At 72.1% G+C, this 19,960-nt stretch carries 15 protein-coding genes; 9 read left to right on the top strand and 6 right to left on the bottom strand.

What is annotated here, in order from left to right:
- Window positions 1-28 precede the first annotated feature (28 nt).
- From MFF58_RS12470 to MFF58_RS12480, 3 genes are all read left to right on the top strand, one after another.
- Complete coding sequence (locus tag MFF58_RS12470; RefSeq protein WP_238287751.1) at window positions 29-2,002, top strand: AI-2E family transporter; 1,974 nt, start codon at window positions 29-31, stop codon at window positions 2,000-2,002.
- Between the two features lie 152 nt (window positions 2,003-2,154).
- Window positions 2,155-3,771, top strand: a complete 1,617-nt coding sequence (locus tag MFF58_RS12475; RefSeq protein ID WP_238287752.1) for a hybrid sensor histidine kinase/response regulator — start codon at window positions 2,155-2,157, stop codon at window positions 3,769-3,771.
- 17 nt (window positions 3,772-3,788) lie between these two features.
- The gene (locus MFF58_RS12480) at window positions 3,789-4,103 is read left to right on the top strand and encodes a plasmid stabilization protein (RefSeq protein WP_238287754.1); all 315 of its coding nucleotides are present in this window, start codon (window positions 3,789-3,791) and stop codon (window positions 4,101-4,103) included.
- A 63-nt stretch (window positions 4,104-4,166) separates the two neighbouring features.
- Here the strand turns inward: MFF58_RS12480 and MFF58_RS12485 are convergent, their stop codons facing one another.
- Complete coding sequence (locus tag MFF58_RS12485) at window positions 4,167-5,057, bottom strand: ketopantoate reductase family protein (protein WP_238287971.1); 891 nt, start codon at window positions 5,055-5,057, stop codon at window positions 4,167-4,169.
- 26 nt (window positions 5,058-5,083) lie between these two features.
- A complete protein-coding gene (ydiJ, locus tag MFF58_RS12490) occupies window positions 5,084-8,170 on the bottom strand; it encodes a D-2-hydroxyglutarate dehydrogenase YdiJ (protein WP_238287756.1) in 3,087 nt (1,028 codons plus the stop codon).
- Between the two features lie 118 nt (window positions 8,171-8,288).
- On the opposite strand from ydiJ, the gene MFF58_RS12495 reads away from it, so the two are divergent.
- From MFF58_RS12495 to rpmG, 6 genes are all read left to right on the top strand, one after another.
- Entirely contained in the window at window positions 8,289-8,627 is a 339-nt protein-coding gene (locus MFF58_RS12495) for a hypothetical protein (RefSeq protein ID WP_238287757.1), read from the top strand.
- Between the two features lie 133 nt (window positions 8,628-8,760).
- Window positions 8,761-11,082, top strand: coding sequence for a ribonuclease R (rnr, locus tag MFF58_RS12500; RefSeq protein ID WP_238287758.1), 2,322 nt, complete (start codon window positions 8,761-8,763; stop codon window positions 11,080-11,082).
- A 23-nt stretch (window positions 11,083-11,105) separates the two neighbouring features.
- Window positions 11,106-11,570 (top strand): DUF983 domain-containing protein, encoded by a 465-nt coding sequence (locus MFF58_RS12505; protein WP_238287760.1) that lies wholly within the window; start codon window positions 11,106-11,108, stop codon window positions 11,568-11,570.
- Window positions 11,527-12,270: an NUDIX hydrolase gene (locus tag MFF58_RS12510; RefSeq protein WP_238287761.1), complete on the top strand. Its 744-nt coding sequence runs from the start codon at window positions 11,527-11,529 to the stop codon at window positions 12,268-12,270. Before MFF58_RS12505 ends, MFF58_RS12510 begins: the two co-directional genes overlap by 44 nt.
- Window positions 12,271-12,323: 53 nt before the next feature.
- Entirely contained in the window at window positions 12,324-13,454 is a 1,131-nt protein-coding gene (locus MFF58_RS12515; RefSeq protein WP_308445437.1) for an MFS transporter, read from the top strand.
- Between the two features lie 106 nt (window positions 13,455-13,560).
- Window positions 13,561-13,728 carry a 50S ribosomal protein L33 gene (gene rpmG, locus MFF58_RS12520; RefSeq protein ID WP_238287764.1) on the top strand — a complete coding sequence of 56 codons (168 nt, stop codon included), beginning with the start codon at window positions 13,561-13,563 and terminating at the stop codon, window positions 13,726-13,728.
- A 97-nt stretch (window positions 13,729-13,825) separates the two neighbouring features.
- On the opposite strand, the gene MFF58_RS12525 is transcribed toward rpmG, so the two are convergent.
- The 4 genes from MFF58_RS12525 to MFF58_RS12540 all read right to left on the bottom strand — a co-directional run bounded on the left by MFF58_RS12525 (window position 13,826) and on the right by MFF58_RS12540 (window position 19,958).
- Complete coding sequence (locus tag MFF58_RS12525; protein ID WP_238287766.1) at window positions 13,826-14,650, bottom strand: alpha/beta hydrolase; 825 nt, start codon at window positions 14,648-14,650, stop codon at window positions 13,826-13,828.
- Between the two features lie 94 nt (window positions 14,651-14,744).
- Entirely contained in the window at window positions 14,745-16,493 is a 1,749-nt protein-coding gene (locus MFF58_RS12530) for an alpha/beta fold hydrolase (protein ID WP_238287768.1), read from the bottom strand.
- A 49-nt stretch (window positions 16,494-16,542) separates the two neighbouring features.
- The gene (locus MFF58_RS12535; RefSeq protein ID WP_238287769.1) at window positions 16,543-18,978 is read right to left on the bottom strand and encodes a glycoside hydrolase family 2 protein; all 2,436 of its coding nucleotides are present in this window, start codon (window positions 18,976-18,978) and stop codon (window positions 16,543-16,545) included.
- An 8-nt stretch (window positions 18,979-18,986) separates the two neighbouring features.
- The gene (locus tag MFF58_RS12540; RefSeq protein WP_238287770.1) at window positions 18,987-19,958 is read right to left on the bottom strand and encodes a DUF1839 family protein; all 972 of its coding nucleotides are present in this window, start codon (window positions 19,956-19,958) and stop codon (window positions 18,987-18,989) included.
- Window positions 19,959-19,960: the final 2 nt, after the last annotated feature.

The following is a 19,960-nucleotide window of genomic DNA, read 5'->3' on the forward strand; positions in this document are numbered from 1 at the left end:
TCCGATCCGAGCCGAGTGGAGCGTCCCGTTGAGCGAGGATCCCGTCACAGCCCAGCGCCTGCGGGAGGGCCTGCCGGTCATCGTCGCGCTGGCCTCGCTGCTCCTCGTCGTGGGGACGATGGCGGCGCTCTATCTCGGGCGCGATATCCTCGTGCCCGTGACGCTGGCGATCCTCCTCAGCTTCGTGCTGGTCCCGGCGGTCCGCATGCTGCGGCGGCTGCGCGTGCCGCGCGCGCCCGCGGTGCTGCTTGTGGTGGTGATCGTGTTCGGCGCCCTGTTCGGGATCGGCAGCCTCATCGCCAGCGAGGCGTCCCAGCTCGCCTCCGACCTGCCGCGCTACACGCAGGTGATGCGCACGAAGATCAAGGACCTGCGCGGCGCGACGGCCGGGACCGGCACGCTCTCGCGCATCGTCGACATGGTGCAGGATCTCAGCGCAACCCTGCAGCCGCCGCCAGCCGCGGAGGTCAAGGGCGAGCCCGGTTCGCGCACGCACCCACTCACCGTGGAGCTCACGCCCGCCCGCACCAGCGTCGTCGACACGCTGCAGACCTTCGTGGGCCCGGTCCTCCACCCGCTGGCCACGACCGGCCTGATCCTGATCTTCACAATCTTCATCCTGCTCCAGCGCGAGGACCTGCGGAACCGCGCGATCAAGCTCGCGGGCGGCTCGGGCGACCTGCGCCGCACAACGGCGGCGATCGACGATGCCACGAGCAGGCTCAGCCGGTTCTTCCTGGCGCAGCTCGCCCTCAACATCGCCTTCGGCCTGGTGATCGGCGTCGGGCTCTGGATCATCGGCGTGCCGAGCCCGACGCTGTTCGGCGTGCTCGCGGCGATCCTGCGCTTCGTGCCCTATATCGGGGCGGCGATCAGCGCGCTGCTGCCGGTGATCCTGGCCGCCGCGGTCGACCCCGGCTGGAGCATGGTCATCGCCACCGCGGCCCTGTTCCTGGTGGTCGAGCCGATCTGCGGCCACGTGATCGAGCCGCTGCTCTACGGCCATTCCACCGGCCTCTCGCCGGTCGCCGTCATCCTGGCGGCGACGATCTGGACCTACCTGTGGGGTCCGATCGGCCTCGTTCTGGCCACGCCGCTCACCGTCTGCCTCGTGGTGCTGGGACGGCATGTGGAGCGGCTCTGGTATCTCGACGTTCTGCTCGGCGACCAGCCCGCGCTCTCGCCCCCCGAGATCTTCTACCAGCGCATGCTGGCCGGCGATCCCGTCGAGGCGATCGACCAGGGCTGGCAGTTCCTGAAGGAGCGCGCCCTCGTCACCTACTACGACGAAGTCGCCCTGGCCGGATTGCTGCTCGCGCAGGAGGACCTCTCGCGCGGGACGCTTGACCGCGGCCGTCAGGCGGAGGTCGGCGCGGCGATCCGCACGGTGGTGGACCGTCTGGGCACCGCACCGGTCGCGCGGCGGACCAGGCGGGCCGCCGGACGCAGCCCGGACACCGAGACAGCGGCCGCGCTGGCCGCCGTGGGGCCCGACCGGCAGGTGGCCGGCATCGTGCTGGCCCGGGAGGATCTCGCCCCGAACTGGCGGAGCGAGGCGCCGGTCCTGTGCGTGTCGAGCCGGGGGCCGTTCGACGAGGCTGCGACCCTGATGCTGAGCCAGATCCTCGGCCGGCACGGGCTGGCCTCGCAGATCCTGTCGATGGCGGCGATCCGCGCCGGCGAGCGTCCCGACAACCCGGACGGCGTCGCGCTGATCTGCTTCTCCTACCTGGAGCCGGTGAGCCTGTCGCAGATCCGCTTCACGGTCCGGCAGGCCCGGGCCGCGGTGCCGGGGGTCCGGATCCTCGTCGGATTCTGGAGGGAGCGCGACCCGGCCACCCTCGACCGCCTGCGCCGGGCGACCTCGGCCGATTTCCTCGTGACGTCGCTGAACGAGGCGCTCTCGGCCGTGCTGAATGCCTGCCGGGAACCGTCCCCCGCACGCCCCCTGCCGGTGCAGACCGCGGCGCTTCCCAGACCGGTCCGGACGGCGGCGGCGTGAGACGACCGGCCTCCCCCGGCCTCTCAACAGGCCTGGCGCAGCCGACGCAGCGGTGCGGTCGACTTCGCGTTCCGGACAATTACAGTCGCACGCGCCAGGCGGAAGCGGCGCGCCCTCTGCTTCGACGGCCCGGGGAATAAAGACCGCCTTCCATGTCCGAGACACCAGAAACCCCGCCGGTCGGACCAAGTCCGCAAGTCCGGGACGGGGCGCCGAGCGACGTCACCGACCGCAAGAGCGACATCTTCTTCGCGGCGGTCGAGACCACGCGGATGCCGATGATCGTGACCGATCCGCGCCAGCCCGACAATCCGATCATCTTCGCCAACCGGGCCTTCCTGGCGATGACGGGCTACACGCCCGAGGAGCTGGTCGGCCGCAACTGCCGGTTCCTCCAGGGGCCCGAGACGGACCGCGGGACCGTCGCTCAGGTCCGCACGGCGATCGCCGAGAAGCGCGAATTCGCCACCGAGATCCTGAACTACCGCAAGAACGGCTCAACGTTCTGGAACGCCCTGTTCGTCTCACCGGTCTACAACGCCGAAGGCGAGCTGGTTTACTACTTCGGCTCCCAGCTCGACGTGTCGCGCCGCCGCGACGCCGAGGAGGCGCTCGGCCAGGCGCAGAAGATGGAGGCGCTGGGCCAGCTCACCGGCGGCATCGCGCACGATTTCAACAACCTGCTGCAGGTGATCGTCGGCTACGTCGACATCCTCGCGGCCGGCCTGGAGAAGGCGGATGCCGACCGCGCCCGCCTCGGGCGCGCCACCGAGAACATCCGTCAGGCCGCGGACCGCGCGACGACCCTGACGCAGCAACTCCTCGCCTTCGCCCGCAAGCAGCGGCTGGATGGACGCGCCGTCAACCTCAACACCCTGGTCGAGGGCATGGGCGAGATGGTCGCCCGCTCCGTCGGCGAGGCCGTGAAGATCGAACTCGATCTCGCCAAGGACCTCTGGAACTGCCGCGTCGACCCCACCCAGGCGGAGGTCGCGATCCTCAACGTGCTGATCAACGCCCGCGACGCCATGCCGGACGGCGGCACCGTGCGGATCACCACCGAGAACAGCGAGGTCGCCTCCGGTGGCGACGTCGGACCGTTGCGCGATGGCCGCTACGTCAGCATCGCGATCCGGGACACCGGCACCGGTATCCCGCCGGCCGTGCTGGCGCGGGTGATGGACCCGTTCTTCACCACCAAGGAGGAGGGCAAGGGGACCGGCCTCGGGCTGTCGATGGTCTACGGTTTCGCCAAACAGTCGGGCGGCGCGGCGCAGGTCGAGTCGACGGTGGGCGAGGGCACGACCGTGCGCCTGTCGTTCCCGGCCACGGACGGCGCCGTGAAGGCGCCCTCCAAGGTCGCGCTCCGCACGGTGGACCGGCAGGGCACCGAGACGATCCTGATCGTCGACGACCGGGAGGACGTGGCAGAGCTCGCCCGGACCATCCTGAGGGATTTCGGCTATACGACGCTGACGGCCAGCAATGCCCGCGAAGCGCTGGAGATCCTGGATTCCAGCGGCCGGGTCGATCTCCTGTTCACCGACCTGATCATGCCGGGCGGCATGAACGGCGTGCTCCTCGCCCGGGAGGCCCGACGTCGCCAGCCCCGGCTCAAGATCCTGCTGGCGACCGGCTACGCGGAGGCGAGCCTGGAGCGAACCGATATCGGCGGTTCGGAGTTTGACCTCCTCAACAAGCCTTACCGGCGCACGGAGCTGGTCCGCCGCGTGCGGGCGATCCTCGACGGGCCGACCGGTGTGGGCTGAGCGTCGGGAGATGGTCGATGTCCCAGGGCGACAAGTCGAAGTACACCGACAAACAGAAGCGCAAGGCCGAGCACATCGCCGAGTCCTACGAATCCCGCGGCGTGCCCGACAAGGAAGCGGAGGCGCGCGCGTGGGCGACCGTCAATAAGGATGACGGCGGCGGCAAGAAGCCGGGTGGCTCGGGCCGGGGCAAGGCCACCGGGCATCCGGCGGCCCACAAGGGCGGCGCGACCGGGGGCGCGGCATCCGCCGGGCGGACGCCGTCCGAGCGCTCCGCCTCCGCCAGGAAGGCCGCGGCGACCCGGAAGGCCAACGCGGCGGCGCGCGCCTGAGACGGATCGAGCGGCACCGGCGAAGCCGCGCGGCCCTCGCGGGTCGCCCGACCGGAGGCGGCCTCATCCCCTCCGCTCCGCGAGCTTGACCAATGTGTGCAGCATCCGATTGGCCGGCGTCGGGATGCCGAGGGCCGCCCCCTTGCGCACGACGTAGCCGTTGAGGTGGTCGATCTCGCTGGGGCGGCCTCGGGCCAAGTCCTGCGCGGTTGACGAGCGCTGATCGGCCATCGTCTCGCTGAGTGCCATGACGCCGTCGAAGATATCGGGTTGCACCGTTACGCCGGCGGCTCCGGCGACGGCGACGCATTCCCGCACCACATCGGCCATGGACGCGACGACGCCCTCCCCCTGGACGAGCCGGCCGTAGGGCAGTTGCGTCAGCGCCGAGAGGGCGTTGTAGGCGCAGTTCAGGATCAGCTTGCCCCAGAGGGCGTCGAGGGCGCGTGCCGACACGGTGGTCGGGATGCCGGCCGCCGCGAAGGCGGCGGCGAATCCCTCGCTCGCCTCCGACGCACCGAGGATCAGGTCGCCCCGCCCGTTGTGCCGGACGCGGCCCGCCCCGGCCATCGCGGTGGCGACGTAGACCGCCACCGGCACGACCGGCCGTCCGAGGACCGCGGAGAGGCGCTCGGCATTGTCGACGCCGTTCTGGAGGCTGAGGATCGTGGCGGACGGATCGAGATGCGGCGCGATCATCGCGCCGGCCGCTTCGGTATCGCCGGACTTGACGCAGACCAGCACGAGATCGGCGCCCGCGACGCCGTTGCCCTCGGTGGTCGCCCGCACGGGGACCGAGGCGGTTCCCGCCGCGCTGTCCAGCACCAGACCGTCCGACCCCACCGCCGCGACCAGGGCCGGGCGGCCGATCAGCGTCACCGTGTGGCCGGCCTTCGCCAGGACAAATCCGTAGTAGCAGCCGACCGCGCCGGCCCCCACGACGGCGACGTTCATGACGGCGTCGTCCATGCGGGTCCGGCTCATCGCGCTGCGGCCGCCGCGCGCTCGGGATGAAACGGCGCCGTGCCCACGGCGCTCCGGCCGACATGGTCGAGCAGCGCCTGGGCCGGGTGGCGCAGCCGCACGCCGTCGACGAGCTTGGCCTGCGACCGGCAGGAATAGCCGTCGGCCAGGAGGGTGCAACCGGGAGCCTCAGACACGTGTCGGCCCCAGCTCAGGTTGTAGATCGCCTTCGAGGTGGCGCGGTGGCGTGCCTCGTGGCCGTAGGTCCCGGCCATGCCGCAGCAGCCGGAGGCCGGAACGTCGAGCCGCAGCCCGAGATGGGCGAACAGCGCCTGCCAGTCCCGGACCGCACCCGGCGCGTTGGTGCGCTCGGTGCAGTGGGGCAGCAGGCGCATGCGTGCGTCGCCCTGGCGCGGCGCGATCCGGTCGAGCCGGGTCGCCAGCCATTCCTGCAGGAGCTGGACCTTCGGCAGGTCTCCGCTGCCGAGCGCCTGCGCGTACTCGGACCGGTAGGTCAGCGTCATGGAGGGGTCGATCCCGACGAGGGGCACGCCCTGGCGCGCGAAGTCCCGGAGCATCGCGGCGTTCGACCGGGCGACGGCCGCGAACCGGGCCAGGAATCCGTGCACGTGCAGCGGCTTGCCGTTCGGGCGGTAGGGCACGAGCCAGGGCTTGAAGCCCAGCGCGATGAGCAGCGCGCAGCTGTCGGCCACGACCTCCGCGTCGAAGTGGCTGGTGAACGCGTCCTGCACCACCAGCACCGAGGCCTCGCGCTCCTGCGGGTCCAGCCGGGCCAAAACCTCCGGTGTCGCCACCGTGACGCCGAGACCGGCCAACCGCGCCTTGAGATCGACCGGCGACAGGGCGGGGATCTCGACCAGTCCGGCCTTGGCCAGGAGCAATCGCGCCATCGGATTGCTCAGGAGCGCGTTGCTCAGGCGCGGCCACCGCGCCGCCAGCGGCAGGAGCGGCTCGAGGGCCGCCACGAGGTGATCCTTGAGGGGGCGGGCATAGCGGGTGTGGTACAGGGCCAGGAACTTGGCCCGGAAGGTCGGCACATCGACCTTGATCGGGCAGGAGCCCGTGCAGGACTTGCAGGCGAGGCAGCCGTCCATCGCCTCCTTGACGGCATGGGAGAAATCCTCCGTCTCGGACCGTCGCCGGACCGCGCTCCGCAGGGTGGCCGCCACCTCGCGGAGCCACCCGGCGCGCTGCCGCGCCAGTTCGGCGGTCGGATCGGCGCCCTCCGCCGCGGCGCGCCGCAGCCATTCGCGCATCAGCGAGGCCCGGCCCTTGGGCGAATGCCGGCGCTCCCGGGTCGCCTTCCACGACGGGCACATGGCTTCGTCGGCATCGAAGCTGAAGCAGGCGCCGTTGCCGTTGCAGTGGAGCGCCTCGTCGAAACTCTGTCGGACCGGGGTCGGGATGGTGCGATCCTGCTCGCCCCTGCGCGGCACCCCGTCGATCCGGGTCAGGTCGTGCCCCTTCGCCGAGGCGATCTTGCCCGGATTCATCCGGTCGCCCGGGTCGAAGGCGCGCTTGACGGCCTCCAGCGCGGGCATGAGCGGTCCGAAGGTCGCGGGCACGAACTCGGAGCGGAAGCCCTTGCCGTGCTCGCCCCAGAGCAGGCCGCCGTACTTGGCGGTGAGCGCCACCACGCCCTCGGTGACCTCGCGGATCAGGCGGTTCTGGTCCGGGTCCTTCAGGTCGATCGCCGGCCGCACGTGCAGCACGCCGGCATCGACGTGGCCGAACATGCCGTAGCGCAGGCCCTTGCCGTCGAGGAGCGCCCGGAACTCAGCGATGAAGTCGGCGAGCCGTTCCGGCGGGACCGCCGTATCCTCCACGAAGGGGATCGGGCGGGCGTCGCCCTTGGCGGCGCCCAGCAGGCCCACCGCCTTCTTGCGCATCGTCCAGAGCCGCTCGATCGCCTCGCCGCGCCCGATGGTGAAGCCCAGGCGCTTCGTGTCGGTACCGCGCTCGGCCTCCAGCAACCCGGTGAGCCGCCCGAGCGCGGCTTCGACGGCGCCTTCGTCGTCGCCCACGAATTCCACGAGGTTGATGCCGTCCACCGGCCGCCCGGCCGGATCGTCGGGGAAGAAGGCCCGCACTTCGGCCCAGATCGGATCCTTGCGGGCCAGCGCCAGCACGGTCGAGTCGATGGTCTCCACCGAGGCGGCGCCGAACGGCAGCAGCGCCTGTGCGTCGCGGAGCGCGGCGTCGAAATCGATGTACGAGAGCGCCACCAGGACCGACGCCTTCGGGATCGGCAGCACGTTGAGCCGCGCCTCGGCGATCAGCGCCAGCGTCCCTTCGGATCCGCAGAGCACGCTCTTGAGGTCGAAGCGCCCCGACGCGTCGCGCAGATGGGCGAGGTCGTAGCCGGTGAGGCAGCGGTTGAGCTTGGGGAAGCGCTCGGCGATCAGGGCCGCGTTCTCGGTGGCGACGGCGTCGACGGCGCGGTGGATCTCGCCGACGCGGTCGTTGCGCGCCTTGGCGGCTTCCAGGCCCGCCGCGTCCAGCGGCTCGGCGGTCCAGACCGTGCCGTCGGTGAGCACGCAGCTCAGCGCCAGGACATGGTCCCGGGTCTTGCCGTACAGGCACGAGCCCTGCCCGCAGGCATCGGTGGAGATCATGCCGCCGAGGGTGGCGCGGTTCGAGGTCGAGAGTTCGGGCGCGAAGAACAGGCCGTGCTTGGCGAGTTCCCGGTTGAGTTGGTCCTTCACCACCCCCGGCTCGACCCGGACCGTACGGCCGGCGACGTCGATCTCCAGGATGCGGTTCATGTGCCGGGACGTATCGACCATGAGGCCGTGGCCCAGCGACTGCCCGTTGGTGCCGGTCGCCCCGCCCCGCGGCCGGATCACGATCTCGGAGAACCGGGGATCCTCCAGAAGCTTGGCGATGCGGACGAGGTCGTCGCGGCTGCGCGGGAAGGCCACGGCTCCCGGCTCCACCTGGTAGATCGAGTTGTCGGTGGCGAAGACGGTGCGGTCGGCATCCGAGAGCGTCAGGTCGCCTTCGAAGCCGCGCAGGCGCAGCTCGGCGCAGGCCGCGGCATAGAGCGGCACGGCCACGGTATGGCGGGTCAGGACCGGGATCATCCTTGCCTTCTACACTTGGTGGATCGCGTGGGAAGGTCGGCGGTTCCGCCGCGCCCTTCCACCGCATGGGCTGGCATCGCGCTTGCCCTGGGCAGGGTCCCGCAAGGAATGGATGCGCATGAACGCGAGCGTGGAACAGGTCAGGGGCGCCCTCGCCGAACTGATCAAGGCAGCCCTCCTCTCCGACGATGGTCTCAGTTTCGCCTGCCGGGAGGCCGCGCGCAGCAGGATCGCGGCGCTCGCCGCCGAGCCGCCGGACCCTTCGCGCCTGCGCATGGACGGCGCCTGGACACTGGCGATCTCCGATGCGGAAGCCCCCGAGCTGGCACCGCAGGAAGGGCAGGTGAACCTGACTCTGCCGCGTGCCTGCCCGTTCGCCCTCGCGGAGATCCTCGCGCCCGGCTTCGACGTGGACGCGGCGGTTGACCACATCCGGAAGATCGCCTCCACGGGCTGACGCGCCTGTTGAGGACGGACGGGGCGGCGTTGCCGCCGGCGGTCCGGACACCCATCTTAAGATCACAGGATCGAAGTCCGGTCCCATGCCCGCTCGCGGGTCCTGTTTTTGAGACTTGTCCGGCATCCACCTTTTGGCACGACGCACCACCGCACCGGCGGACGAGCCAGCCGCTCCCCCGCCCTTTCCCAGCCGTGAGCAGATCCTCGCCTTCGTTGCGGAGTCGAAGGAGCGCGTCGGCAAGCGGGAGATCGCCCAGGCCTTCGGCATCAAGGGTGCCGCCAAGATCGACCTGAAACGCATCCTCAAGGAGATCGAGGAGGACGGCGCCCTCGACCGCGGCCGCGGCGGCCTCGCGCCGGCGGGCCATCTGCCGCCGGTCGTCCTGTCCGACATCCGCTCCCGGGACCGCCACGGCGATTTCCTGGCGGTCCCGGTGGAGTGGGCCGGCGCGGGCAAGCCGCCCTCCATCGTGCTGACGCAGCCGCGCGGCCCCCGCAAGGGCAACCGCCCGGCGGCGGGCATCGGCGACCGCGCCCTGGTGCGCGTCGAGCGCGACGCCGAGGGCGGCTACAGCGGCCGCGTGATCAAGGTCATCGGCAAGAACCGCGCGGAGATCATCGGCGTCTACCGGGCCGGCGCGCAGGGCGGCCGGATCGTGCCGGTGGAGAAGCGCTCCCAGGGCCGCGAGATCCTGATCCCGCCCGGCGAGGAGGGTCAGGCCCGCGATGGCGACCTCGTCAGCGTCTCCCTGGAACGGGAGACGCGGTTCGGTCTGCCGCGGGGCCGCGTCCGGGAACGCCTGGGCTCGTTGGGCTCCGAGAAGGCGGTGAGCCTGATCGCCCTGCACCTGCACAACATCCCGCACGTCTTCGCGGACGCGACCCTGGCGGAGGTCGATGCCGCCGAGCCGGCGAGCCTGCAGGGCCGGGAGGATTGGCGGGACAGGCCTCTCCTGACCATCGACCCGCCCGACGCCAAGGACCACGACGACGCCGTCATGGCCGAGGCCGATCCCGATCCGGCCAATCCCGGCGGCTTCATCGTCACCGTCGCCATCGCCGACGTCGCAGCCTACGTGCGGGCGGGGTCGAGCCTCGACCGCGAGGCGCTGGAGCGGGGCAACTCGGTCTATTTCCCCGACCGCGTCGTGCCGATGCTGCCGGAGCGGATCTCGAACGACCTCTGCTCGCTCCGCGAGGGCGAGGACCGGCCGGCGCTCGCGGTCCGGATGATCATCGCCGCGGACGGCGAGAAGCGCCGCCACGGCTTCCACCGGGTGATGATGCGCTCCGGTGCCAAGCTCGCCTACGCCCAGGCGCAAGCGGCCATCGACGGCCAGCCGGACGCCGCGACGGAGCCGCTTCTGGAGACGGCGCTGCGCCCCCTCTGGGCGGCCTACGCGGCCCTGCGCGCGGCGCGCGACCGGCGCGGGCCGCTGGCCCTCGACCTGCCCGAGCGCAAGATCCTCCTCAGCCCGGAGGGTGCGGTCGACCGGGTGATCGTGCCGCAGCGCCTCGATGCGCACCGGCTGATCGAGGAGTTCATGATCCAGGCGAACGTCGCCGCCGCCGAGACCCTGGAGCAGGCGCGCCAGCCCCTGATCTACCGGGTGCACGACGAGCCGGCCCTGGAGAAGGTGCGGGCGCTCGGCGAGGTGCTGGCCTCGGTCGGCATCAAGCTGCCGAAGGAAGGCGCGCTGCGCCCGGCCCTGTTCAACCGGATCCTGGCTCAGGCCGCCGAGACCGAGCACGGAGTCTTCCTCAGCGAGGTGATCCTGCGCAGTCAGGCCCAGGCCGTCTACGCCGCCGAGAATCTCGGGCATTTCGGCCTGAACCTGCGCCGCTACGCGCACTTCACGTCGCCGATCCGCCGCTACGCCGACCTGATCGTCCACCGGGCGCTGATCACCGCCTGCAAGCTCGGCGACGACGGACTCGCCAACGAGGTTTCACTCGGCGAGCTGGCGCAGGTCGGCGAGCAGATCTCGGCGGCCGAGCGCCGCGCCATGGCGGCAGAGCGCGAGACGATCGACCGGCTGATCGCCCACCACCTCGCCGACCGGATCGGGGCGACCTTCGAGGGCCAGATCGCCGGCGTGACCCGGGCCGGGCTGTTCATCAAGCTCGACGAGACCGGCGCGGACGGCTTCGTTCCGGTGTCGCAGCTCGGCGCTGACTACTTCCGCCACGAGGAGGGCCGCCACGCCCTGGTGGGCGAGCGGACCGGCGAGACGTTCCGCCTCGGCGACCGGGTCGAGGTGCGCCTCGTCGAGGCCGCGCCGGTGGCGGGCGCGCTGCGCTTCGAGCTTCTCAGCGAAGGCCGGACCCGGACCGGCGCGCGAAACGCCGGGCCGGGCAAGAAGCCCGGTGGACGTCCCTTCAAGGCCGCGCCGCCCGGGCGCCCCTTCGGCATCCGCAACACCGGGTCGCGCCATCGCGGCTCGCGCCGCTGACCCGGGCAGTGTAGACCCTGGCCATGGTCGTCGACGCGCCCCCGGACCGCACCCGCCTGATCCCCGCCATGGCGAGAGGCTTCATCGGCCGCTGCCCGCATTGCGGCCGGGGCCGGATGTTCGGACGCTTCCTGAAGGTGCGGCCGGAATGCGACGAGTGCGGCCTGGAACTGCACCATCATCGGGCCGACGATTTGCCGCCCTACGTGGTGATCTTCATCGTCGCCCACATCGTCGGTTACCTGATCCTGGAGACCGAGAGCGCCTACGAGGTACCCCTCTGGGTCGAGATGGGGGTCTGGCCCGTCTTCACGCTCCTGTTCGCGCTGGGCCTGCTCCAGCCGGTCAAGGGCGCCGTCGTCGGGTTGCAATACGCCCTTGGCATGCACGGCTTCGCCACGCTACCGCGGAGCCGACCCGCCTCGGGGCCGGAGGAGACACGCCTTGCCGCTGCCGCAGCAGGAGCCCCAGATCGCCACAGCTCCTGAGCGGAAGCCCGCCGCCGCGCGCCTGCGGCCGCGGGACGCCGCGACCCTGATCGTGATCGACCGGCGCGGGCGGGGCGGCCCCAAGGTCCTGATGGGCCGGCGCAACCCGAACCTCGCCTTCATGCCGGGCAAGTTCGTGTTCCCGGGTGGCCGTATCGAGCTCGGCGACCGCCACATGCCGGTGGCCGGGGCGCTCCCCGACTACGCGGAGGCGGCGCTGACCCGGCAGGTCTCCCGGCCGCCACACCATCTCGGCCGGGCTCTGGCGCTCGCCGCCATCCGCGAGACCTACGAGGAGACCGGCCTGCTCCTCGGCACGACGGAGCACGGCGCCCCTGAGGACGTCCCGACGGGATGGGAGGGCTTCGCCCTGCACGGCGTGCTGCCCGATCTCGAGGCGCTGCACCTCGTGGCCCGCGCGATCACCCCGCCGAAGCGGGTCCGCCGCTTCGACACGCGCTTCTTCGCCATCGACCGCCGGATGGTGGCGGCCGAGGAGCCGGGGCGGATCACCGCCGACGCCGAACTGACGGAGCTCGCCTGGGTCCGTCTCGACGCGGCGCGCAGGCTCGACCTGCCGTACATCACCCGCGCCGTCCTGGATGACCTGGAGCCGCAGATCGCCGCCGAGTTCGCCCCGCACCGGGTGATCCCCTTCCACTACGAACGCTACGGTCGCCGCGAGCGGGTGGCCTTGTGAGCCGTTCGGAGAAGCTGGGACGGGAGGCGCGGCGGACAATCAGATCGGAGGATGTGGCGGCGATCTCGGCGGCCGTGACCTGCGTCACCGTCGTCGGCATCGGATTGAGCCTCTCGATTCCGCTCCTGTCGATCGAGCTGGAGCGGCGCGGCGCGTCGAGCACGCTGATCGGGCTGAACACCGCGGTGGCGGGCATCGCCAGCATCTGCACGGTGCCGTTCGTGCCGCGGCTCGCGGCGCGGATCGGCGTCGCCCCCCTGCTCGGGCTGGCGCTCGTCATCGGGGCGATCAGCCTCGCGCTGTTCCCCATCCTGCCGGGCATCGCCCTGTGGTTTCCCCTGCGCTTCGTCTTCTCGGCGACGCTCGGGGCGCTGTTCGTTCTCTCCGAGTATTGGATCAACGCCGCCGCCCCACCCGAGCGCCGCGGCCTCGTGATGGGCATCTATGCGACCGTCCTGGCGGCGGGATTCGCGGTCGGACCGCTCCTGCTGGCGTTGGTCGGCACCACGGGACTGGCGCCCTACGCGACCGGGGCGGCCCTGATGCTGGCCGGCGGCGTGCCGATCATGCTGGCCCGCGGTCTGTCGCCGACGATCGCGGCGGGTTCGGGCCGGGGTATCCTCGGCTACATTCGGCTCGCCCCCGGCGCGCTGGCGGCCGCCCTCGCGTACGGGGCCGTGGAGACGGGCATCTTCGCCATCCTGCCCCTCTACGGTCTGCGCCTCGGCTACGACGCGCAGGGCGCGGCCGGACTCGTGAGCCTGATCGCGCTCGGCAACGTGCTGTTTCAGATCCCGTTCGGCTGGCTCGCCGACCGGCTCGACCGCGGCGCGGTGCTGCTCGGAGCCGGCCTCGCGGGCGCCGCTGGCTCGGCCCTGATCCCGCTCACGGCCGGGAGTCCCGTGGCGTTCGGCCTGCTCCTGCTGGTCTGGGGCGGCATCGCCGGCACCCTCTACACGGTCGGCCTCGCGATGCTCGGCGACCGCACGCCGCCGAACGATCTCGCGGGCGCCAACGCGGCCTTCGTGGTGCTCTACAATGTCGGGCTGATGCTGGGGCCGCCGCTGATCGGCGGCGGGCTCGACCTCGTGCCGCCGCACGGCTTCGCGCTGGCCCTGCTCGTCCTGTTCCTGGCCTTCGCGGGCTGGCTCGCCGCGACGGGCGGGGGGCGGGCCCGCTCTTGACCTGACGGGCCCGATCGGGCATTCACCCGCCCGTATTCGGCCGGGTCTCCCCGGCCATTTGCGTTTCGCTCACGCGGAATGCCGCACCCTGCAGGAGCGCCGCGCCATGGCCAAGGCCGTCACCGTCAAGATCAAGCTCATCTCCACCGCCGACACCGGGTACTTCTACGTCACGAAGAAGAACTCGCGTACGCAGACCGAGAAGCTGACGATGCGCAAGTACGATCCGGTCGTGCGCAAGCACGTCGACTTCAAGGAATCCAAGATCAAGTAATCGTTGGCGCGCATCGCCTGACGATCGTGGAAGCCGCCCTCGCCGGGGCGGCTTTTCTCGTTGGCGATGCGAGCCTGCGCGGTGCCCCAGCGGGGCGCTAGCGTCCGGCCTGCACCTTATCGACGAAGCGCTTGATGTCGTCCGCGACGGGGGCCTGCAGGCTGAAGGGGAAACTGATCGACCACGCCGTCTGGGCGTGACCGAGACCCGGGTAGATGTGCAGGTCCGGGTCGTTTCCGGCAGCCCGTAAGCGGTCGGCCAGCGCGACCGTCGCGGCGGGCCTGACGTCTAGGTCCGCCGAGCCCGCGAGCAGCATCATGGCTGGATGCCGGCCTGCAGCGTGCGCGACGGGCTGGAGGCCGGGGTCGCTGCCGGCGAAGACCTTCACATCCGCCGGCTCGGTCAGGGCCGAGACGGCGTAGGGCCCGGAAAGCCCGATGATTCCGGCCAGCGCGGCCGGGCTCGATCCGACATGCTCCAGCCAGACCGGGTCCAGCCCGAGCATCGCGGCGGCCCATGCGCCGGATGAGTGTCCGGCGATCACGACGCGACGCGGGTCACCGCCCAGGGCCGCGGCATTGGCGATGGTCCAGGCGAGTGCGGCGGCGTTGTCGCCCAGGATGTCCGGCAGGCTTGCGGTCGGGAAGTGGCGGTACTCGGGAATGACCGTGACGAAGCCCTGCCGCGCCAGGGCGGCACCGACATAGGCGAACGCATCCTTGGTGCCCTCGCGCCATCCGCCCCCGTACAGGAACACCACGATGGGGCGGGGGCTGTTGGAGGCCGGCCGATAGACATCCGCCTGATGCTGGCCGCCCGCGGCGTAGGCGAGGTCTTTCTGCACGCGGACTTCGAGCGGTGCGAGCAGGTTCAGGATCACAAGGATGGCGTGGGCCAGCCGCTCGGTCAGGTAGCTCAGCATGATCGCCCGGTCCGCGTCTCTGACCGACGTCGCGAAGGCGCTCCGCCCCCGGTCCGGACGGTGCGGGCGGTCACGCCGCGATGGCCGCGACGCCTCACGTCCATCCCGGCGTGGCGAGGACGGGCTCGGGGATGCGGGGACGGGCTTCATCCCCCGGCCGTACCGCCGGGGCGCGCTGTGCGGCGCGCAGGAGGTCGCGCAGCGCCTGTGCGAGCAGCACCTGGGCCTGTGGTGAGCCGAGATTGTGGTCGGCCCCCGGCACCACCGTCACGGGGGCGCCGAGGCGCCGCTCGGCCCAACCCGGGAAGCGACCCAGGTGGCGGCGCACGGCCATGAGGCCGGGATCGCCTGCGCTGTAGAGCAGGTGGATCCGGGCGCCCCGGCGCCGGAGTCCGGCGACGCGCCGGGCGACAGAGCCGCCCGGTGCACCGGGACGCCATGCCCGGCGGAGGCGCCGGAGCGCCGATTCGGCGCCCCGCCGGGCCAGGGCCCCGGCGATGGCTCGAACGCGGATCTTCCCGGTGAGCAGACGACGCCACGTCGAACCCTGCGCGAGAAGCCCCGCGTAGGTGTTGACGCTCCCGAACGTCTGCCGGATGACGGTGTCGAGATCCTGATCAGGATCCCAGTCGAAGCAGTACAGATTGATCAAGAGCGCCCCGTCGACGCGCGCGTCCCGGCAGAGCGCGTGGAACGCCGCGTAGGCGCCGCTGCACCCGCCGACGAGAATGATCGGACCGCCCGTGCCGGCAACGTGATCGATGGCCGCGCTCACGTCGCCCGATCCATCCGGCGCGAAGAGCGGCTTGCGGCCGTCCGACCGCTCCGCGCTGTCGCCGATGCCGCGGAGATCGAAGCGGACCGAGCGGACGCCCTCGGCGGCGAGGCTCCGGGCGAGGTTCGTGGTCTGCCGCCCCCACCCGGAATGCACGGTCATGCCGGTCGAGACGAAGAGCACCGTGGGCGCGGCCGCATCCGGGATCGGCGGTCCGCACCGGACCCCGAACAGGCCCGGGACGGACCGGACCGGCTCTTCCGTCCATCCCGGTCCCGCCAGATGCGCCGGAGGCAGATACGCCGGCCCGATCGCGTCCTTCGCCATCATGTCCGGCGCCATCATGTCCGTGGCGAAGGCCGTGATGCGCCTGAAATCCACCTCTGGCACGCTCGCGAAGATCGGGTCGCCGACCAGCTGCGCGAGCCCCGGGAACGGTCCCGCGGTCACGGTACAGCCCAGCGTGTCGAGGTGTCCGGCCAGCCCCCTGGCGTCCGGTGCGAGGAGCAGGATCCGCGGGGCCGGCGGCCGCCCGATCCGCGCGAGGTTGAGGGTCGCGAGATCGGCCAGGAAGTCCGCCTCCATGCGAAACCCGCCGACCAGCAGGCTGTCCGGCTCCTGCGGCGGGGCCGAACCATCCGGCAGGCGCCCGATCGTCTGGCCACGCAGCCGCATCTCGCGCAGGTACGCGCGTCCGCTGGTGACGGGCGCCAGCAGGACGAGGCGGTCCACCGCCGCCTCCTCCGCGGCCAGCGCCGCGAAGGCCGCGCCCAGGCGCAGGCCGACGAGGACGATCTCGGTCACCCCGGCCGTATCGCGCAGGAAGCCGATGGCCTGACGGACCGCCGCGACACATCCGTCGAGTCGCGCCTCTGGGGGATCGGCCGAGTTTCCCTCTCCGGGGTAGTCGAAGCGCAGCGTCGGGCAGCCCGCAGCCGCGAGTTCACCGGCCAGGACCCGCCAGGGCCGGTGCGCCGCCATCTGCTCGAACCCGTGCGCGCCGCAGAGGACCACGCCGCGCCGTCCGGCCGCCGGGTGGAACCATCCGAAGAGGCCGCCGAAGGTCACCGGGGCCGGCTCGGATGGCCCGCCGGACGGCCCGGTCCCGGATCTCGCCTCAACCATCATGACCGAATTCCACGATCTCGTTGCTGTTGAGCGCGCGGACGCTGCCGCGCGGAAGCTGGTCGCTCCCCGGGAACACGAGGGTACGCGTCGTCCCGGGCGCGAGATGGAAGTGATTGTCGCTGGGGCGGCCTCCGGGTGCCTGCACCTGGACGCCGAGGGCGAGGTGCTTCGCGGAGACGTGCAGTCCCGGACCGGAGACCGTCGTCACGGGCTCGACGCACAGCCCCACCGACTCCCGCGCGCTCGGGCGGATGCCGGGAAAGTGGAAGCTCTCGGCGATCACGGTCCCGTCCGCGCCGGTCAGTCGCGCGTGCGCGACGTCGTGGATCCGCGGCCCGAACCGGTAGCTGTCGGCGGCATCGAAGAACCGGCCCAGCAGGTTCGCGGACGACAGCGTCAGGCCGCAACGGCCGGCCAGCACCACGGCGCGCTCGGCCCGCGCCGCGACACGGCCGCCGGCATCGGACAGGGTCAGCGCCAGCGAGCCCTCAAGGGACGCGTCGGTCTCGTTGAGCAGGTGGAGGTGCAGCCCGTCGAGGCCTTCGTCGGTGATGACGACCTGCACGGGGCGGAAGGCGCGCTTCAGGGCGTACCACGCCGATTTCGGGCGGTGCGTCCAGTCGATGACGCCCCAGCCCGCCCCCGGTCCCAGGTCCCGCAGGCACAGGACGAGGCCTCCCGCCGTCGGCGAGCGCGGGCGGCGCCACTCCGCGAACGTCGCCTCCATCACCTCGGCCACGGCCGCGCGGCCGAGTTCGAGGTAGCGCTCCGGGTCGTGCACGCGCAGCGCGACCGGATCGAGCCCGTAGAGCAGGCCGACGTAGTGATCGCGCACGTCCTCGAAGTCCCAGTCGGCGCCGCGGTCGCGCGGGATGCCGGCGGCCCAGAGCGGATCGCCCGGCCCCGCCGGACCCGGGGTCCCGGGCTCGGGGGGGTTGGCGAAGGCGAGACACTCGCTGGCGAAGCCGACCTCCGCCCGGCGGGCATCCTCCAGAGGGCGGCGATAGGCACCGACGCCAAAGTAATGCGTGCAGCCCTCGCGCGGCCCGAACGGAAGGGTACCGCCGGAGGGCGAGTTGGGCACCACGACGAGGTCGGGGCGCAGGGCTGCGGCGAGCGTCGGCAAGGTCGTCTCGCAGAAGGCGTCGGCCCAGACGGCGCGCGGGGCGCCGAGCATGGCGGCCTGCTGCCAGACCTCGCTGCCCCCGCACAGCACGCAGAGCGACGGCGCCGTCTGCGTGCGGTCGAGGAACGCCGTGACCTCCCGGGCGAGGCCGGCGGCGAATTCGGGATCGGCGTGCGGATAGTCGAAATTCGCCAGCATCAGGTCCTGCCAGACCAGGATGCCGAGTTCGTCGCAGAGGTCGAAGAAGTCCGACGCCGGGTAGAGCGTGGTGCCGGGCACGCGCAGCATGTTCATGCCGGCCTCGCGGGCGAGCGCGAGCAGCGTCGGGGTGCCGTCGGTGCCGAGCCCGACGAGATCCGGCGGCGTCCAGTTGGCGCCGCGGCAGAACACCGGCACGCCGTTGACCGCGAGCGACAGGCCGTCCTCGAAGGGCCTGGCCAGCGACACGGTCCGGAAGCCGACCCGGCCGAGATCGACCAGCGCGCCGTCGACGCGCACCGATACCGCGTGGAGATGGGGGGTCCCGTGGGTGTGGGGCCACCAGGGCGCGACGCCGGGGAGCGCGAGCTCCCCCGTGAAGAGGCCGGGCTCAGCCTCGGTGAGCGGCGCTTCGTGCCCGCCGCACAGGAGGGCCACATCGGCCGGCCGGCCCTCCATCCGCAGGCGCGCGACCAGGCGGCCGGTCTCGCCGTCGAGGATGGCGCGCAGGTCGGTCGACGCAGGACCGGGGCGGACCGGCTCGATCGTCACCGGGCCGTAGGGGCCGACGCCGTCGATCTCCGGGCACCAGCCCGGCATGAACCCGAGGGGGCTGGTGCGGACGTGGCGCAGCGACCCGGGCGTGATCATCCGCGGGCGCCAGCGGCCGCGCGGGGCCGGGCGGTCGAGCTCCGCGCGCAGCGACCGGAAGCAGATCGCGAGATCGGCCTCCGCGCCGAGATCGGCCTCGACGGCCTGCGCCTCGAACATTGAGCGGGATGTCAGGACCGGCACGCCGTCGAGCCAGATCTCGGCCAGCGTCGCGAGCCCCTCGAAGCGCAGGCGGACCCGTCCGGATCCGGCGACGGAGGTGCGGTACCAGACGTCGCGGTCGTGGATTGGCCCGGGCGCGGCCTCTGTCCAACGCCCGGCCGCGCGCAGGGCGTCGGCGGCCGTGCCCGGGACGCAGGCCGGGATCCAGTCGGTCACGCGGTCGAGATCGCCGGGGCCCGCGCAGGCACCCGCCGGCGTCGCGGCGACGCGCCAGGGTCCGGAGAGAGGCTGCGGGCCCCGGCCGTCGACGCTGCGGATGCGGGCCATCGCGTGACCTAGGCGACCAGCGTCCGGTCCAGGGACGCGAAGACGCGCTCGTAGGTCGCCGCGAGGGGATCGAGTCGCGCGGCCAGCCCCGCGGCGCTGCGCCGGTGGAAGGCGCGGGCGAGCTGGAACTGGAAGGCCTTCGCCTCCCGGCTCAGGTCGGCAGCGGCCTCAGCGGCTGGGGCGAAGGCGCCGACGCCCTGGACTTCGAGCCACGCGAGGTGACTGGACAGCATCTCGAAGTTCGAACCGAGCTGGCGGGTCGTGTTGAACGCGTAGGCGTGGAACACGCTGAGCGGCCGGCTGACCAGGCCCTCGGCGGTGGCGGCGAGCGCGTCGCGGAAGGCGAGGACCGGATTGTGCCGGGGCGCCCGAGCGCGGTGCCGCAACAGCAGGTCGCGAGCCGCGCCCGGCAGGTCGGATAGGCTCATGGGCGGCGCGACCGCCTTCACGAACTCGGCGTAGGGCGGCAGCACCGCCGGACCGAAGATCCCGGCGTAATCTCCTCCCGACAGCCGGAAGCGGCCGGCATTGTGGAGGTAATCGAGTTCCCCGGCCTCCGGATCGAGGGCCAGGATTCCGATGGTGGTCTTGGCGTGGTCGCGGCCGTAGGTCGTCCCGCTCGTATCGGGCAAGTGAATCGCGTCGACCTCCACCAGCACCGGCCGGCCGGCCTGCGCCTGGATCAGCGCATGCGCCTCAAGGCCGTTGTAGACGGCGAGTTCCAGCACCTCCAGGCCGTAGAGCCGCTCGATGTCCCCGGGCGGCGGCTTGAAGAAGGTGAACTGGTCGCCCTCGAAATCCTGCCGCAGGGTGAAGCCCAGCATCGCCTCCGGCACGAGGCCGCGGCCGTGCAGCAGCTCGATCCAGAGGTCGACGTAGCAGTTCGTCTCCGGCCAGTCCCGGTCGGTACCGTGGAGCCGGTGCGGGACGTAGGGTCCCGCTGGGCCGAGCCCCGTGGGCAGGCGCAGCGCGGCGGTCACCG

The sequence above is a fragment of the Methylobacterium longum genome, assembly GCF_022179385.1.
In the GTDB taxonomy this organism is placed as follows: domain Bacteria; phylum Pseudomonadota; class Alphaproteobacteria; order Rhizobiales; family Beijerinckiaceae; genus Methylobacterium; species Methylobacterium longum.

What these genes read in the sequence shown, in the direction of transcription:
- MFF58_RS12495 (WP_238287757.1), top strand. Translation starts at nt 8,289, where the DNA reads ATGAACGCGAGCGTGGAACAGGTCAGGGGCGCCCTCGCCGAACTGATC.
- MFF58_RS12525 (WP_238287766.1), bottom strand. Translation starts at nt 14,650, where the DNA reads ATGCTGAGCTACCTGACCGAGCGGCTGGCCCACGCCATCCTTGTGATC.
- rpmG (WP_238287764.1), top strand. Translation starts at nt 13,561, where the DNA reads ATGGCCAAGGCCGTCACCGTCAAGATCAAGCTCATCTCCACCGCCGAC.
- MFF58_RS12505 (WP_238287760.1), top strand. Translation starts at nt 11,106, where the DNA reads ATGGTCGTCGACGCGCCCCCGGACCGCACCCGCCTGATCCCCGCCATG.
- ydiJ (WP_238287756.1), bottom strand. Translation starts at nt 8,170, where the DNA reads ATGATCCCGGTCCTGACCCGCCATACCGTGGCCGTGCCGCTCTATGCC.
- MFF58_RS12475 (WP_238287752.1), top strand. Translation starts at nt 2,155, where the DNA reads ATGTCCGAGACACCAGAAACCCCGCCGGTCGGACCAAGTCCGCAAGTC.
- MFF58_RS12480 (WP_238287754.1), top strand. Translation starts at nt 3,789, where the DNA reads ATGTCCCAGGGCGACAAGTCGAAGTACACCGACAAACAGAAGCGCAAG.
- MFF58_RS12485 (WP_238287971.1), bottom strand. Translation starts at nt 5,057, where the DNA reads ATGAACGTCGCCGTCGTGGGGGCCGGCGCGGTCGGCTGCTACTACGGA.
- MFF58_RS12535 (WP_238287769.1), bottom strand. Translation starts at nt 18,978, where the DNA reads ATGGCCCGCATCCGCAGCGTCGACGGCCGGGGCCCGCAGCCTCTCTCC.